The following is a 16,336-nucleotide window of genomic DNA, read 5'->3' on the forward strand; positions in this document are numbered from 1 at the left end:
CCCGCTGCCCGCAGGCGCGTTCAGCTCTCTGGCGGAGTCGTCCGAACCGTGCCGCCGACACCCCGCCGGCCGCCCGGTCCGCACAGAGAGCACCCCGAACCCGCCATGGCCCTCAGCCCTGTCCCGGCCCCCGGCCGCTCCACCGGACATCCGCCCGGTCCCGGTCCCGCCCCCGTCCGCCCGTCCGGACCCGGCGCCACGCCTCCGCGCGTGGCGCGGCCCGCGGAGCTCCCCTCGGTGCACGACGCGCTCCTCTGCGTGGCCCTTCCCGCCCTCGCCGTCTGCGCCGAGCACGGCCAGCTCACCGGTGAGGGACCCGAGGGGGTGTACGCGGCAGGGCGACGGCTGCTGTCCCGCTGCGTCCTGCGGGTGGCGGGGCGCGAGCCCCTCGCCCTCCAGGGCCGCATGGCGAGCGCCGACCGGGCCGTGTTCCTCGGAGTCGTCCGTGTCCCCGGAGACATGGGGCCCGATCCCGGTCTCACCGTCGAGCGCGCGCGGAGCGCCGACGGAACCGAACGGATCACCCTGCGCAGCTCCGTCGCCCGCCCCCTCCGGCTCCCTGTGGAGGTCTCTCTGGGCACGGACCTCGCGGACCTGGGCGCGGTGGCGTCCGGACGGTCCGGGCCGGAGCTCACCGCGAGCGTCCACGGCACCGGCCTGCGCTGGACCGGAGGCGACGGGCGGTCCGTCGCCGTCACGGCGGACCCGCCGCCCATGGACGCCCTGGCGGCGGCGGGGGTGCTGCGCTGGGAGGCGGAGCTGGCGCCGGGAGCCGCGTTCACGATCCGCCTGCGGCTACGTGACGGCTCGGCCGGCCGTCCCACCGGCTCCGCGAGTGCGAGTGCGAGTGCGGGCGCCGGACGGCCCGGTGGTCACGTCCTCGCCGAGGCCCTCGCCGAGGGGGACGATCCGCGCCCGGGGGAGCTGCTGCGGGCGTCCGTCGAGGACCTGCGGGCCCTGCTCCAGCGCGACCCCGCGCACCCCGCGGACGTGCACCTCGCGGCCGGTGTCCCTTGGCGCTGCGGACCGGTTACCGCCGAGGCGCTCTGGGCGGCTCGCATGGCCCTTCCCCTGGGCACCCGGCTCGCCGTCACCACCCTGCGCGCGCTCGGCCGCACCCAGCTCGTCGGCGGCGGAACCGAGTCCGGACGCATCCCGGGACCTCTCAGGGACTCGGGTCCGCATCTTCCGCCCCGCTGCACGGGCATCGAGGCCACCCTCGCCTTTCCGGTCGTGCTCGCCGAGGCCCGCCGCTGGGGGCTCCCTGCGACGGACCTGGAGGAGCTTCTTCCCGTGGCGGAGCGGTGCCTCGACTGGCTGCGCCGGGCGGTCGGCGGGAGCGGTCTCGTGCCGGACCCGGGGCCCGCCGGCCCCTGGCGGGCGGAGACACAGGCGCACGCGCATCGCGCCGCCCTGCTCGGGGCGGACCTGCTCGACGCCTGCGGGAGGCCCGGGGGAGACGCGCTGCGCGAAGCGGCACGGAGCCTGCGCGAGCGCTTCCGGCGGGAGTTCTGGCTCGACGACCGCGCGGGGGGCCGGCCCGCCGTCGCCCGCGGGCCGGACGGCCGGGTGTGGCCTCAGCTGGGCGGCTGGGCCGCACACCTGCTCGACACAGGCCTGCTGGACGGCGGCCGTCCTGCGCAGGGCTTGCTGGACAGGACCGAGGCCGAGCAGGTGGCGAGGCTGCTCGGCACCCCGGCCCTCGACTCCGGCTGGGGGCTGCGCAGCCTGGGGGCCAAGGAGCCGGGACACAACCCCTTCGGCCACCGGGCGGGCTCGGTGCGGGTGCACGAGACGGCGGTCGCCGTGGCCGGACTCTCCGCCCTCGGCCACGAGAAGGAGGCCGCCTCCCTGCTGCGCGGTCTGCTCGACGCGTCGGAGGCTTTCGGATACCGGCTGCCCGAGATGTACGCGGGTGAGCAGCGGACGACGGGCGGGCGCCCGGTGCCGCACCCGGCCGCGTGCCGACCGGCGGCCGTCGCGGCCGCCGGAGCCGTACACGCTCTGCTCGCCCTCGCCGGAATCCGGCCGGACGCACCGGGCCGCTCCGTGTCGACGCAGCCGCTGCGGTCGGCACCGCTCGGAGCGATCCGTTTCTCGGGGCTCGTGGTCGCAGGTGAGCCGTTCGCCGTGCGAGTCGGCAGGCTCGGTCTCGGTATGGTCGAGGAGGCCGCCGAGGGCCTTCAGCTGGGGGTGTGAGGGGATGCCGGACACGGACACGAGGGAAGACTCGCGGCGGGGTGAGGAAGTCGCCGCCGATGCTTCCGGGGGGCGTGTTTATCGTCAGGAAGACGACTATGATCGCGGCATGCCTCCCTACGACCCGTCGGCCTATCCGCCCTTCGCCGTCACCGTCGATCTGGTCGTGCTCACCGTGCGCCGCCATGCGCTCTGCACGCTGGTCGTACGGCGGGGAGAAGCGCCGTACCAGGGACGTTGGGCGCTGCCCGGCGGCTTCGTGCGCGCGGAGGAGGACCTCGGTGCCGCCGCCGCGCGCGAGTTGGTCGAGGAGACGGGCCTCTGCGCCCACGATCCGGCGGCCCCGCCGCCCGTTCCGAGCAACGGCGCTCACCTGGAGCAGCTGGCGACGTACGGGGCGCCCGACCGGGACCCGCGCATGCGGGTGGTCAGCGTGGCGCACCTGGCTCTGGCCCCCGACCTTCCCGCGCCGAGGGCCGGCGGCGACGCGAACAGCGCGCGCTGGGCCCCGGTCGAGGAGCTGCTCGGCGAGGACGCGCTCGCCGGGCACGCAGAGCCGGCCGCGGCGGCCGGGAAGACCACGAGCGAGGAGAAGGAAGGGGGCCCGGAGGCGCTCGCCTTCGACCATGCCCGGATCCTCGCCGACGGGGTGGAGCGCGCCCGCTCCAAGATCGAGTACTCCTCCCTGGCCACGGCCTTCTGCCCGCCGGAGTTCACGGTCGGGGAGCTGCGGCGCGTCTACGAGGCCGTCTGGGGCGTGTCCCTGGACCCGCGCAACTTCCACCGGAAGGTGACCGGCACGCCCGGCTTCCTGGTTCCGGCCGGTGGCACCACGACCCGTCAGGGCGGGCGCCCCGCCCAGCTCTTCAGGGCAGGTGGGGCCACTCTCCTCAACCCGCCGATGCTGCGTCCCGAGGTCTGACGGACGGTCCATCCGTTGCTCAGGGTGCCAACCCTGCACCGAAAGTCCGAAATGTAGCGTTATCTTGCTGCGATAGCACCGCCCTGCCGCGGAGCGGTGTCACCTACCGCGAGAGAAGCGATGCTCCAGGCAATCGGACTGACCAGCACGCCCCGCCGCGATCGCCCGCCCGCCGTGGACGATCTGACCTTCGAGGCCCGGCCGGGTGCCGTGACCGCTCTCCTCGGCTCCCCGGGCTCCGGGAAGACCACCGCGCTCCGCCTCATGCTCGAACTCGAGCCGGGCCGCGGGATCACCTACTTCCGGGGCCGGCCACTGCACCGCATCGCCCACCCTCCGCGCGAGGTGGGCGTGCTCCTCGGTGACATCCCCGGACACCCCTCCCGCACACTCCGGGGGCAGTTGCGGATGCTCTGTGCCGCCACGGGAGTACCCGCCGTGCGGGCCGAGGAGCTGACACGGGCCGTGGGCCTCGGCGGCCTGGAGCGCCGGCGGATCGGCACCCTTCCGATCGGGGCCGATCGCCGACTCGGCCTCGCCTCGGCCCTGTTGGGCGCCCCTCACACGCTGCTGCTGGACGAGCCGGGCGCCGGGCTCTCCGTACCCGAGAGTGCCTGGCTGTACGAGCTCCTGCGGGCGCACGCGGACGAGGGCGGAACCGTGCTGTACACCACGGGGGACCCCAAGGACGCGGCCCGCAACGCCGACCGCGTCGTCACGCTCGACGGCGGACGGCTCGCCGGCGACCAGGACGTCGCCGAGTTCGCCCGTACCCGGTTGCGCCCCCGGGTCGCCGTCCGCACCCCGCAGGCCGCCCGGCTGGCGGCGGTGGTCGCCCAGGAGGCCAGGGCCGCACGACGCCCCGTGGAGGTGGTCGCCGAGGACGGCAATCGCCTGTCGGTCTACGGCAGCGACTGCGCGGCCGTCGGCGACACGGCGTTCCGCCACGGTGTACCGATCCACCGGCTCGCCGCCGAGACCGGCGACACCGGGCCGGCCCGGCGCGCTCCGGAGGGTGACGAGCCCCGGCGGTCCGACTCCGGGCGGCCCGCCCTCGCGCCCCCCGTGGCCTCGGCCGGGGAGCCGGGAGGCGCGCGGAGGCCCGCCCGCTCGCCGCTGCGCCCGCTGCGGTACGAGATCCATCGGCTCCTGGGGGTGCCGTCCACCCCGCTCGTCGTGGCGGCCGTCCTGCTCGGCTCCGTGGCGCTCGCCCTGCTCCTCGGGCGGGGTGGTCACGCCGCGCTGCCCGCCGTGCTGGCCGGCTGGCCCGAGATCTCCCCGCTGCCGCCCGCCGCCCTCGGGGCCGGACTGCTGGGTGCCTTCTCCTTCGGTGAGGAGTATCGCTATCCGGCGCTCACGACGGGCCGGGGAGCCGTACCCCGACGGCCTGGCCTGCTGCTGGCGAAGCTCGCCGTGGCGGCGGCCGTCGCCCTCGCGCTCGGGGCGGCCGTGGTGCTGGCGGATCTGGAGGTTCTGCGGTTCGTCTACGGCGGCGAGTTGATCGCCGTACCGAAGAACTGGCCCTCACTGTGCGCGAGTTGGCTGGGGCTGCTCGTCGGCTGCGCCTGGGCCGGGGTGCTCGGCGCCGGGGTGTTCCGGGCCGCGGCGGCCGGGGTGGCGGCGGTCCTCGCGGTGCCGGTCGCGTTCGTCCCGTTGCTGCAGAAGGTGCTGACCGGGCCGTCGGTGCGGTCGGCCGCCGGACTCCCGGCGCGGTTGCGCGAGTTCGCCGGTCCGCAGTGGTCTCCGGCGGCGGACCGCTGGCTGGCGGGAGCGCTGCGGGTGCTCGGTCAGCCCGCGGGGGTGGCTCTCTCGCTGACGTTGACGGGGTTGCTGTGTGCCTATGTGTTCACGGGCCTTCGCCGTAAGGCTCGTTGGTGATCACTTTCGGACCGAAAGATTCCGGTTAGCCGTCAACTCCCTTGAAAGCTGACCAATATGTCCGATTAATCGTCAATTGTGCAGGGGGTGCCGATCACCCTTTCGTGTGCTTTTCACCAAAGACCTCAAGGGTCACGGAAGCAACGCCGACAAAGGATGCGTGAGTACCCTTGCGCACACCATGATGACCGCCGCCCGCTCCGTCGACTCCGGCCTCGGCGCCCCGGGCGATCTCGACCGCTACCCCTACGCGGAGGCGCCCGCCGCCGGCCGCGTGGGCCCGCCCTCCTGGGAGGGGGTGGACACCGACCTGGGCCGCGTCGGCCGCCGCGGCACCGGCAACCGGGGGCGCGGGCTGCACGGGCAGCTCGTCCAGCAGCTCGGCCAGATGATCGTCTCCGGCGACCTCGGGGCCGACCGCCCGCTCGTGCCCGAGGAGATCGGCCAGCGGTTCGAGGTCTCGCGCACCGTCGTGCGCGAGTCGCTGCGCGTGCTGGAGGCCAAGGGGCTCGTCAGCGCCCGCCCCAACGTCGGCACCCGCGTCAGGCCCGTCAGCGACTGGAACCTCCTCGACCCCGACATCATCGAGTGGCGCGCCTTCGGCCCGCAGCGTGACGACCAGCGCCGGGAGCTGAACGAGCTGCGCTGGACCATCGAGCCCCTGGCCGCCCGCCTCGCCGCCGGACACGGCCGCGAGGACGTCCAGCAGCGGCTCGCCGACATGGTCGAGATCATGGGGCACGCGTTCGCCCAGGGGGACGGCATCACCTTCTCCCGCGCGGACACCGAGTTCCACTCGCTCCTCATCCAGCTCGCCGGGAACCGGATGCTGGAGCACCTCTCCGGCATCGTCGGCGCCGCGCTCCAGGTGTCCGGTGGTCCCGTCACCGGCTGTGACCGTCCGAGCGAGGCCTGCCTCTCGCACCATGCGCGGATCGTGGACGCGCTCGCCGCCGGGGACGCCCACGGCGCCGAGACGGCCATGCGGGCGCTGCTCATCGTCCACCCCGAGGTGGAGCGGGTCGTCCCCGCCCCCCGCGAACACTGACGCGCGGGCCGTGGCCGGGAGCGTGGAGGTGCGGGCATCACGTGCCGCCGGGTCCGAGCGTCACCCGGGGAACCTGGAAGGGGTTCCCCGGGTGACGCCCCGATTTCGGCGGCGTGAATGTACCCTTATTTACTCCTCTGCGTTGTTTCGTCGCACATGAGGTGTGACTCGGGCCACGAAGATTGGGCGTAACACTCCTCCGAGCCGTGCGATGACCTAAGAGGTGACAGCCGAGGAAGGAATACAGCAGCCGATGGAGGCGCTGTGCAGTTCCCCGGTCCAGCCCGCGCCGTCGGCACATTCCCCGTCGACGGTCGTCGGCTCCAGCCCGATCCAGGGCGGGGCCGGAAGCCGTTTCCATCGTTCCGAGAGGTTGTTCGTGTCGGCCAGCACATCCCGTACGCTCCCGCCGGAGATCGCCGAGTCCGAGTCTGTGATGGCGCTCATCGAGCGGGGAAAGGCTGATGGGCAGATCGCCGGCGATGACGTGCGTCGGGCCTTCGAGGCTGACCAGATTCCGCCAACCCAGTGGAAGAATGTTCTGCGCAGCCTCAATCAGATCCTCGAGGAAGAGGGTGTGACGCTGATGGTCAGTGCAGCGGAGTCGCCGAAGCGCGCCCGCAAGAGCGTCGCAGCGAAGAGCCCGGCCAAGCGCACCGCCACCAAGACCGTCACCGCCAGGACCGCCGTGACGAAGACGACCGTCACGGCGGCCACGGCCTCCGCGGCCGAGGGCGATGACCCGGCCGACGAGGCCGGATCCGCGGCCAAGAAGGCGGCCGCGAAGAAGACCGTCGCCAAGAAGACGGTGGCCAAGAAGACCGTCGCCAAGAAGACGGCTGCCAAGAAGGCCACGTCCAAGAAGGACGCCGACGACGTCGAGGGCGAAGAGCCGCTCGAGGACGTCGCGCCCGGCAAGGGCGAGGAGGAGGAGACCGAGGGCGAGAGCAAGGGCTTCGTCCTGTCCGACGACGACGAGGACGACGCTCCGGCGCAGCAGGTCGCCGTCGCGGGTGCCACGGCCGACCCGGTCAAGGACTACCTGAAGCAGATCGGCAAGGTCCCGCTCCTCAACGCCGAGCAGGAGGTCGAGCTCGCCAAGCGCATCGAGGCCGGCCTGTTCGCCGAGGACAAGCTCGCGAACTCGGACAAGCTCGCGCCGAAGCTCAAGCGCGAGCTGGAGATCATCGCCGAGGACGGCCGCCGGGCCAAGAACCACCTCCTGGAGGCCAACCTCCGTCTGGTGGTCTCCCTGGCCAAGCGTTACACCGGCCGCGGCATGCTCTTCCTGGACCTGATCCAGGAGGGCAACCTGGGTCTGATCCGCGCGGTCGAGAAGTTCGACTACACCAAGGGCTACAAGTTCTCCACGTACGCCACCTGGTGGATCCGTCAGGCGATCACCCGCGCCATGGCCGACCAGGCCCGCACCATCCGTATCCCGGTGCACATGGTCGAGGTCATCAACAAGCTCGCGCGTGTGCAGCGTCAGATGCTCCAGGACCTGGGCCGTGAGCCCACCCCGGAGGAGCTGGCCAAGGAGCTCGACATGACCCCTGAGAAGGTCATCGAGGTCCAGAAGTACGGCCGTGAGCCGATCTCCCTCCACACCCCGCTGGGTGAGGACGGCGACAGCGAGTTCGGCGACCTGATCGAGGACTCCGAGGCGGTCGTTCCGGCCGACGCGGTGAGCTTCACGCTCCTCCAGGAGCAGCTGCACTCGGTGCTCGACACGCTCTCCGAGCGTGAGGCCGGTGTCGTCTCGATGCGCTTCGGTCTCACCGACGGCCAGCCGAAGACGCTGGACGAGATCGGCAAGGTCTACGGCGTGACCCGTGAGCGCATCCGTCAGATCGAGTCGAAGACGATGTCGAAGCTGCGTCACCCGTCGCGCTCGCAGGTGCTGCGCGACTACCTCGACTGATCCGTACGAGCCTCGGAATCGAGGTACGGAGCGGTACGCGGAAGGGCCCGGTTCCCCCCAGGGGGAGCCGGGCCCTCCGGCTGTGCGCGGGTGCACGGCGCGGCCACGTGTTGGACGCTGGGTGAACCGACATCACCGGAGAGTCAGGAGGCTCCATGCGTGGTTCCCTCACCCGTGCATTGACGGGTGCTCTGGGTCTGATCGCCGCAGCGGCCGGACAGGTCGCCACCGCCGCGCCCGTGGCCGCCGACAGCGTCGTGGTGGGCGGCCAACAGGCCCGGATCGCCGACGCGCCGTGGGTCGTGGCGCTGTCCAGCCGTGACCGGTTCGGAGGTACGCGCGCGGGTCAGTTCTGCGGCGGCGTGGTCGTGGCGCCGACCAAGGTGCTCACGGCGGCCCACTGCCTGGGCAGGGAGGTCCTCGGCGGCGAGCCGTGGGAGGTGCGTGACTTCGTGGCCATCGCGGGCCGGGAGACGCTGCGTGGGCAGGGCGGGCAGGAGGTGCGGATCTCCGACACATGGGTCAATCCCGACTACGACCCGACGACCAACGCGGGCGATCTCGCGGTGCTGACGCTCGTGAGCGCGCTGCCGCAGTCGTACGTGATCGGTGTCGCCCGTGCCGGAGACGCCGCGTACACGCCGGGAACGGAGGCGGACGTCTACGGCTGGGGCGACACGACCGGCAACGGCACCTATGCCTCCACGCTGCGGACGGCGCGGGTGCAGGTGCTGCCGGACGGTGCGTGCGAGCGGGCGTATCCGAGCGGCTTCGGTGTCGCGTACCGGGGCGACACGATGCTGTGCGCCGGTGACCCGCAGGGCGGCAAGGACGCGTGCCAGGGGGACAGTGGAGGCCCGCTGGTGGCCGAGGGGCTTCTCGTCGGCCTGGTGTCCTGGGGCAGCGGCTGCGGGCAGGCGGAGAACCCGGGGGTGTACACACGGGTCTCGGCGGTGCTGCCGCCCGATTTCTGATCAGCAACTCGTCGGCGCCCGGTCATGGGCGCCGACGGTGCGGGCCGGGGCCCGGGCGGGGGCCCGGTTCCACGGTGGGTACGAGGACGGGCGGCCGCCCCCTGTGCATACGGGGGTGGCCGCCCGCCGTCCGGTCAGTGGCCGGATCTGAGCTCGTCGTGGATGCGAGGCGTCAGTGGTCGTCGCCCATGGTGCGGGCCGGCACGTCCGTCAGGCGGTCCGTCTCATCCTGTATCTCAACGGCGATCTTCTTGAGTTCCGGCTCGAACTTACGTCCGTGGTGGGCGCAGAAGAGCAAGTCACCTCCGCTGGTCAGGACGACGCGCAGGTACGCCTGGGCGCCGCAGCGGTCGCAGCGGTCAGCGGCCGTCAGGGGGCTCGCGGGGGTCAGAACAGTAGTCACGTCGCCTCTTCTCTAGCTCGACGAGCTGTCGTACCAGGGTCAACATCCAACCAGGCCGAAAACGTTCCCGCTCGTGCCTTTTCCTTGAAACTTCTTCCGAAGGTGGCTGTCTGCTGCCGGTTGGCGGCGAATGAGCCGTATTGCGTCGCTCTACGGATTTCGCGTTGCTTGTGTCGGTTAGCCCTCCCGGCGTGGTTGCCGGTTGTTGATGAGGACGTGCCCGGAGCCTAAATGGTTCATGCCTGGAAGGGAACGTGATGTTCGCGTCACCCCATCGAGGGATCGAACATCCATGCGACGCTGGACTAGCATGAGGAAACGGGGAGGGTGGCGTTACAACGGCTCTACCAGGCATCGGTACCCTCTGACCGGTGACCGACGCCGGGCCTTACCCCATCGGGCCAGATTTCAAATTCAGCGAGGAGCGAACCGCGTGACCGCCGAAACGTCCGTGCCGTCCAGTGCGCTGCTGACCGCAGACCGTGACGCTTCCAACTACACCGCGCGGCACCTGCTCGTACTCGAAGGGCTCGAAGCGGTCCGCAAGCGCCCCGGTATGTACATCGGGTCCACCGACAGCCGCGGCCTGATGCACTGCATCTGGGAGATCATCGACAACTCCGTCGACGAGGCTCTCGGAGGCTACTGCGACCACATCGACGTCATCCTTCACGACGACGGCTCCGTCGAGGTCAGGGACAACGGCCGAGGCATCCCGGTCGACGTCGAGCCGAAGACCGGACTCTCCGGGGTCGAGGTCGTCATGACCAAGCTGCACGCCGGCGGAAAGTTCGGCGGCGGATCGTACGCCGCCTCCGGCGGTCTGCACGGCGTCGGTGCCTCCGTGGTCAACGCCCTGTCGGCCCGCCTCGACGTCGAGGTCGACCGGAACAGTGCCACGCACACGATCAGCTTCCGGCGGGGCGTCCCGGGCATCTTCACGGAGCAGGGCCCCGACAGCCCCTTCGACCCGGGCAACGGCCTCCGCAAGGGCAAGCGGGTCGCCAAGAACCGCACCGGCACGCGCGTCCGCTACTGGGCGGACCGGCAGATCTTCCTCAAGGACGCCAAGCTCTCCCTGGAGACGCTGCACCAGCGCGCCCGGCAGACCGCCTTCCTCGTGCCCGGCCTCACCATCGTCGTCCGCGACGAGCGGGATCTGGCCGGGATCGGCAAGAGCGAGGAGACCTTCCGCTTCGACGGCGGCATCAGCGAGTTCTGCGAGTACCTCGCGCAGGACAAGGCCGTCTGCGACATCCAGCGCCTCACCGGCCAGGGCACCTTCAAGGAGACCGTCCCGGTCCTCGACGAGCGCGGCCACATGACCCCGACCGAGGTCACCCGCGAGCTCGCCGTCGACGTCGCCCTGCGCTGGGGCACCGGCTACGACGCGACGGTCAAGTCCTTCGTCAACATCATCGCCACCCCCAAGGGCGGCACCCATGTCTCGGGCTTCGAGCAGGCCATCACCAAGACGGTGAACGAGGTGCTGCGCTCGGCGAAGATGCTGCGCGTCGCCGAGGACGACATCGTCAAGGACGACGCCCTGGAGGGGCTCACGGCCGTCGTGACGGTCCGCCTCGCCGAGCCGCAGTTCGAGGGACAGACCAAGGAGGTCCTCGGCACGTCCGCCGCCCGCCGGATCGTGGCGAACGTGGTCGCCAAGGAGCTCAAGGCCTTCCTCACCTCCACCAACCGGGACGCCAAGGCGCAGGCCCGTGCCGTCCTGGAGAAGGCCGTCGCGGCGGCCCGCACCCGGATCGCGGCCCGCCAGCACAAGGACGCGCAGCGCCGGAAGACCGCGCTCGAGTCCTCCTCTCTGCCGGCCAAGCTGGCCGACTGCCGTAGCGACGACGTGGAGCGCAGCGAGCTCTTCATCGTCGAGGGAGACTCGGCCCTCGGTACGGCCAAGCTCGCCCGCAACAGCGAGTTCCAGGCCCTGCTGCCGATCCGCGGAAAGATCCTCAACGTTCAGAAGTCGTCCGTCACGGACATGCTGAAGAACGCCGAGTGCGGCGCGATCATCCAGGTCATAGGAGCGGGCTCGGGCCGCACCTTCGACATCGACGCGGCCCGCTACGGGAAGATCGTCCTCCTCGTCGACGCCGACGTCGACGGTGCCCACATCCGCTGCCTGCTGCTGACGCTCTTCCAGCGCTACATGCGGCCCATGGTCGAGGCCGGGCGGGTCTTCGCCGCCGTGCCCCCGCTGCACCGGATCGAGCTCGTCCAGCCCAAGAAGGGCCAGGACAAGTACGTCTACACGTACTCGGACAACGAGCTGCGCCAGACCCTGCTGGAGTTCCAACGCAAGGGGGTCCGCTACAAGGACGCCATTCAGCGCTACAAGGGTCTGGGCGAGATGGACGCCGACCAGCTGGCGGAGACCACGATGGACCCGCGTCACCGCACCCTGCGCCGGATCAACATCGGCGACCTGGACGCGGCGGAGCAGGTCTTCGACCTCCTCATGGGCAACGACGTGGCACCCCGCAAGGAGTTCATCACCGGCTCCGCGGCGACCCTCGACCGTTCGCGTATCGACGCCTGAGGCGCTCCACCCGTGGGTGGAGCCAGAAGCTCCACCCACGGGCCGATCACACCGTCTCCGACTCTCCGTAGCATTCGTGTGACGGAGGGGGACAGTCATGGACGAGAAGCGCGAGAAGCGCGGCCGGGTGCTCTGGAGGAGCGGCGCGGCCCAGGAGAGCTCCTGGAGCGCCTGGCCCTCACGGGAGGCGCTCACCCGTATGGGAGTGCCCCGGGGCAGGATCGTCCTCGACTACGTCATGGTCACGGCCGTGAGCGCCTGGGTGCTCACAGGCTGTTACACCTCGGGGGCCTTCGACGGCTGGTCCGCGCCCCTGCCCGCGCTCGGGTTCGGGCTCTGCGTGGCGGCGGCGCTGGGTTTTCACCACGCGACTGTCGACCACCGGGCGGCGGCGTCGCTGGGGCTCCTCGGAGTTATCGCGCTCTGCGGTCTCGGGGCGTACGCGGCCGGGGCGCCGACGCCCGCCACCGTCCTCTGGATAATCGTCTCGATCATGGCCGTGGAACGGCTGCCGCTCCCGGTGGGCCTGGCCACCGTGGCGGTGCTCGTGCCCGGATTCGTGGAGGCCGACGAGACCGGGATGCTGGGGGCGGGACTCACCACCGGAGCCGTGCTGCTCGCGGGGTACTCGCTCCGGCTGGACGCCCAGGCGAGGGGAGCCGGGTTCCAGCTGGCAGCGCAGGAGCGGCTCGCCCGGGAGGCCGAGGCGGCGTCGGCGGCACTGGCGGAGCGGGCCAGGATCGCCAGGGAGATACATGACGTGCTCGCCCACAGCCTCTCCGCCCAGATGGTTCACCTGGAAGTCGCGCGGCTCCAGGTCGAGGCCGGAGTGGATCGGGCGGAGATCCTCAAGCTGGTGACCTCGGCCCGCTCCATGGCCAGGGAGGGCCTCGCCGAGACCCGTCACGCGCTGTCGGCGCTGCGTGGCGACATGGTGCCCGTCGAGGACTATCTGCGGGAGCTGGCGCGGGAGGACCGCACCGAGGTCGACGTCACCGGCGAACGCCGTCGCCTGCCGGCCGAGGCCTCCCAGGCGGTACGCCGGGTCGCGCAGGAGGCCCTGACGAATGTGCGCAAACACGCTCCGGGCGCGCGGACCCGGATCCGCTTCGCCTACGAGGTGGACGGGATCTCCCTGGAGATACGCGACTCCGGGCCACCGCCGAAGGCCGACGGCGGGCGCGAGGGGTACGGGCTGGGCTCCTCCGGTTCCGGGTACGGGCTGCTCGGCATGAGGGAGCGTGCCGAACTGCTCGGCGGCAGCCTGGACGCCGGGCCCGAGGGGCCGGGGTTCGCGGTGCGGCTGCGGGTGCCGGCATGAGCGCCGAGGAGAGGGCCGAAGGTCGGGAAGACCGGCCCATGCGAGAGGGCGCCGGGGGCCCCGAAGGGAATCGTGACGTGCGGGTGGTGGTCGCCGACGACCAGGCGGTGGTGCGGGAGGGGATCGTGATGCTGCTCGGGCTGCTGCCAGGGGTCGAGGTCGTCGGCGCGGCCAGGGACGGGGAGGAAGCGGTGGCGCTGACCGCGGAGCTCGCGCCGGACGTGGTCCTGATGGATCTGCGGATGCCCCGCTGCGACGGTGTCGAGGCCACGCGTCGGATTCGCGAGGGGCACCCGGGGACGGAGGTCGTCGTGCTCACCACGTACGCCGACGACGACTCCCTGTTTCCGGCACTGCGGGCCGGAGCGCGGGGGTACCTCACCAAGGACGCCGACGGGGAGGAGATCGTACGGGCGCTGCGGGATGTGACCGACGGGCGGGCCGGCCTCTCCCCCTCCGTGCAGCGGCGGCTCCTCGAACAGCTGCTGGACCGGACCGACCGGACCGACCGGACCGACCGGACCGATCGCCCGGAGCGCCCAGGGCGGGCCGAGGGCGGCTCGTGGACGGTGTCCGGTGGGCCGGGAGGCGGGGCGGACGGCCCGGCTGCCGCGGACGGCCCCGGAGCCCCGCCGGACGACGGGCTCACGGAGCGGGAGACCGAGGTGCTCGTGCTCGTCGCCGACGGGCTCTCCAACCAGGAGATCGCCGGGCGGCTGCGGATCTCGACGGCCACGGTGAAGACCCATATCAACAACCTCTTCGCCAAGACCGGGGTGCGCGACCGGGCGCAGGCCGTGCGGTACGCATATCAGCACGGTCTGGTCAGGTCACCTGGGAGAGGAGTCACCTGATGGGGTGAATCGAGGGGGGAGAAGAGTCCGGGATCTTCCCGCTCTGTCCATCCTTGGGCACGCGGCCGAAACGGTTCGCTGACAAGGAGAGTTGGCCGGTGGAGCAGGTGGACAAGCAGGAGGGGCTCGGCGCTTCGGCGATGCCGGTCGACGACCCCTGGTACGAGGCGACGGCCTCCGGCTGGGGCGAGGGGACGGAATCCGGAGCACCCGGCGACGCCCGCCCCGACGAGGTGCCGCGACAGCGGGTCCACAGCACGGCGGAGATCTACCTGGAAGTGCAGCGGAGTCCCGCCTTCCAGGAAGTGCGCAGCCGCTACCGCCGGTTCGTCTTCCCTGCCGCCCTCGCCTTCCTCCTCTGGTACCTCGCCTATGTCGTCGCGGCGACCGTCGCACCCGGGCTCATGGCCCGGCCGGTTGCCGGGGCGGTGAACGTGGCGATGATCGCGGGGCTGGGGCAGTTCCTCACCACCTTCCTGCTGACCTGGGCCTACGCACGGCACGCGCGGCTGCGCAGGGATCGGGCCGCGCTCGAGCTGCGCTGGGACACGCAGGAGATGACCCGAGGGGTGACGCGGCCGTGACCGGAGACCACCAGACCCTGGCGCTCGTGCTGTTCAGCGTCTTCGTCGCCGTCACCCTGGGGATCACCACCTGGGTGAGCCGCAACCGGCACGGTTCGGCGGAGGAGTTCTATGCCGGGGGCCGGCTGTTCTCGCCCCTGGAGAACGGTTTCGCCATCGCCGGCGACTACATGTCGGCGGCCTCGTTCCTCGGCATCTCCGGGCTGATCGCGCTCTACGGCTACGACGGCATGCTGTACTCCGTCGGATTCCTCGTCGCCTGGCTGGTCGTGCTGCTCCTGGTGGCGGAACTGGTCCGCAACTGCGGCCGGTTCACGCTGGCCGACGTCGTCGCCGCGCGGATGGCCGAGCGACCGGTGCGGATCGCCGCCGGAACGTCCTCCGTGGCGGTGTCCGTGCTGTACCTCGTGGCCCAGATGGTGGGCGCCGGAAGTCTGGTGGCCCTGCTGCTCGGCGGAACCGGCGAGGCGGCCCGCTCGTGGACGGTGATCGGCGTCGGCGCCCTGATGGTGATCTACGTGTCGCTCGGCGGCATGCGGGCCACCACCTGGATCCAGATCGTCAAGGCGGTCCTGCTCATGGCGGGCACGATCACGCTCACCGTTCTCGTCCTGCTCCGATTCCACGGCGATGTGAACAGCCTGCTCTCCACCGCCGCCGAACGCAGCGGCCACGGAGTGGACTTCCTCGCCCCCGGACTCCGCTACGGCGGGGACTGGACGGCCCGCCTCGACTTCATCAGCCTCGGCCTCGCCCTGGTCCTGGGCACGGCGGGACTGCCCCACATCCTGTCGCGCTTCTACACCGTGCCGACCGCGCGGGCCGCCCGCCGCTCCGTCGTCTGGGCCATCGGGCTCATCGGCGGCTTCTATCTGATGACCATCGTGCTCGGCTTCGGTGCGGCGGCCCTGATCGGCCCCGGTGAGGTCCGCGCCTCCAACGCGTCGGGGAACACCGCCGTACCGCTGCTCGCCCTCGACCTCGGCGGGGGAGCGGGCTCCACCGGCGGCACCGTGCTCTTCGCGGTCGTCGCCGCCGTCGCGTTCGCCACCATCCTGGCCGTCGTCGCGGGGATCACCCTCGCCTCCTCGGCCTCCGTCGCCCACGACCTGTACGCCTCGCTGCGCCGACGGCACGCGAAGCAGTACAGCGAGGTGACCGTGGCCCGGATCGCCGCGGCGGTGATCGGCGCGGCCGCCATCGGGCTCGGGCTGCTCGCCCGCGACCTCAATGTGGCCTTCCTCGTCGGCCTGGCGTTCGCGGTCGCGGCCTCGGCCAATCTGCCGGTGCTGCTCTACTCGCTGTTCTGGCGGAAGTTCACCACCCGGGGCGCGGTCTGGGCCGTGTACGGAGGCCTGATTCCGGCGGTGTTGCTCGTGCTGGTCTCGCCGGTTGTCTCCGGCAGCCCCGAGGCGCTGTTCCCCGGAGTCGACTTCCACCTCTTCCCGCTGCAGAACCCCGGGGTGGTCTCCATCCCGCTCGGGTTCCTCGCGGGCTGGATCGGGACGGTCACCTCGGCCGAACCGCCCGACGAGGCGCGGCACGCCGAGACGGAGGTCCGGGCGCTGACCGGAGCGGGCGCCGTCTGACCGGCCCTGCGTACGCGGACATGCCTCGGCCCTGCTTACGCGGCCCATGCCGCGGCCCTGCCTACGCGGACGCGCCTCGGCCGGCCTAC

General features: G+C 71.8%; 12 protein-coding genes. 11 read left to right on the forward strand and 1 reads right to left on the reverse strand.

Features of this window, described 5'->3' with window-relative positions:
- Nucleotides 1-105 precede the first annotated feature (105 nt).
- The 6 genes from ACH4MY_RS32305 (at nt 106) to ACH4MY_RS32330 (ending at nt 8,945) form a co-directional block, all read left to right on the forward strand.
- The gene (locus ACH4MY_RS32305; RefSeq protein ID WP_398007535.1) at nt 106-2,199 is read left to right on the forward strand and encodes a glycogen debranching N-terminal domain-containing protein; all 2,094 of its coding nucleotides are present in this window, start codon (nt 106-108) and stop codon (nt 2,197-2,199) included.
- Between the two features lie 109 nt (nt 2,200-2,308).
- A complete protein-coding gene (locus ACH4MY_RS32310) occupies nt 2,309-3,121 on the forward strand; it encodes an NUDIX domain-containing protein (protein ID WP_398007536.1) in 813 nt (270 codons plus the stop codon).
- Between the two features lie 120 nt (nt 3,122-3,241).
- Entirely contained in the window at nt 3,242-4,999 is a 1,758-nt protein-coding gene (locus ACH4MY_RS32315) for an ATP-binding cassette domain-containing protein (RefSeq protein WP_398007538.1), read from the forward strand.
- 160 nt (nt 5,000-5,159) lie between these two features.
- Nucleotides 5,160-6,047 (forward strand): FadR/GntR family transcriptional regulator, encoded by an 888-nt coding sequence (locus ACH4MY_RS32320; RefSeq protein ID WP_398007540.1) that lies wholly within the window; start codon nt 5,160-5,162, stop codon nt 6,045-6,047.
- A 379-nt stretch (nt 6,048-6,426) separates the two neighbouring features.
- Nucleotides 6,427-7,971: an RNA polymerase sigma factor gene (locus ACH4MY_RS32325; protein WP_398007649.1), complete on the forward strand. Its 1,545-nt coding sequence runs from the start codon at nt 6,427-6,429 to the stop codon at nt 7,969-7,971.
- Between the two features lie 155 nt (nt 7,972-8,126).
- Nucleotides 8,127-8,945, forward strand: a complete 819-nt coding sequence (locus tag ACH4MY_RS32330; RefSeq protein ID WP_398007542.1) for a serine protease — start codon at nt 8,127-8,129, stop codon at nt 8,943-8,945.
- 172 nt (nt 8,946-9,117) lie between these two features.
- Here ACH4MY_RS32330 and ACH4MY_RS32335 read toward each other — a convergent pair whose 3' ends face one another.
- Nucleotides 9,118-9,348 (reverse strand): hypothetical protein, encoded by a 231-nt coding sequence (locus ACH4MY_RS32335; protein ID WP_189832487.1) that lies wholly within the window; start codon nt 9,346-9,348, stop codon nt 9,118-9,120.
- Between the two features lie 433 nt (nt 9,349-9,781).
- Between ACH4MY_RS32335 and ACH4MY_RS32340 the strand changes: the two genes are divergently transcribed.
- From ACH4MY_RS32340 to ACH4MY_RS32360, 5 genes are all read left to right on the forward strand, one after another.
- Nucleotides 9,782-11,899: a type IIA DNA topoisomerase subunit B gene (locus ACH4MY_RS32340; protein WP_398007544.1), complete on the forward strand. Its 2,118-nt coding sequence runs from the start codon at nt 9,782-9,784 to the stop codon at nt 11,897-11,899.
- Nucleotides 11,900-11,996: 97 nt separating this feature from the next.
- Nucleotides 11,997-13,220 carry a sensor histidine kinase gene (locus ACH4MY_RS32345; protein WP_398007546.1) on the forward strand — a complete coding sequence of 408 codons (1,224 nt, stop codon included), beginning with the start codon at nt 11,997-11,999 and terminating at the stop codon, nt 13,218-13,220.
- Nucleotides 13,221-13,258: 38 nt separating this feature from the next.
- Nucleotides 13,259-14,074, forward strand: a complete 816-nt coding sequence (locus ACH4MY_RS32350; protein ID WP_398007548.1) for a response regulator — start codon at nt 13,259-13,261, stop codon at nt 14,072-14,074.
- Between the two features lie 98 nt (nt 14,075-14,172).
- Complete coding sequence (locus ACH4MY_RS32355) at nt 14,173-14,658, forward strand: DUF485 domain-containing protein (RefSeq protein WP_398007549.1); 486 nt, start codon at nt 14,173-14,175, stop codon at nt 14,656-14,658.
- Complete coding sequence (locus tag ACH4MY_RS32360; protein ID WP_398007551.1) at nt 14,655-16,247, forward strand: cation acetate symporter; 1,593 nt, start codon at nt 14,655-14,657, stop codon at nt 16,245-16,247. The genes ACH4MY_RS32355 and ACH4MY_RS32360 overlap by 4 nt, the downstream gene beginning before the upstream one ends.
- The last annotated feature ends 89 nt before the right edge of the window (nt 16,248-16,336 follow it).

Source organism: Streptomyces sp. NPDC017246 (assembly GCF_044331325.1).
GTDB lineage: Bacteria > Actinomycetota > Actinomycetes > Streptomycetales > Streptomycetaceae > Streptomyces.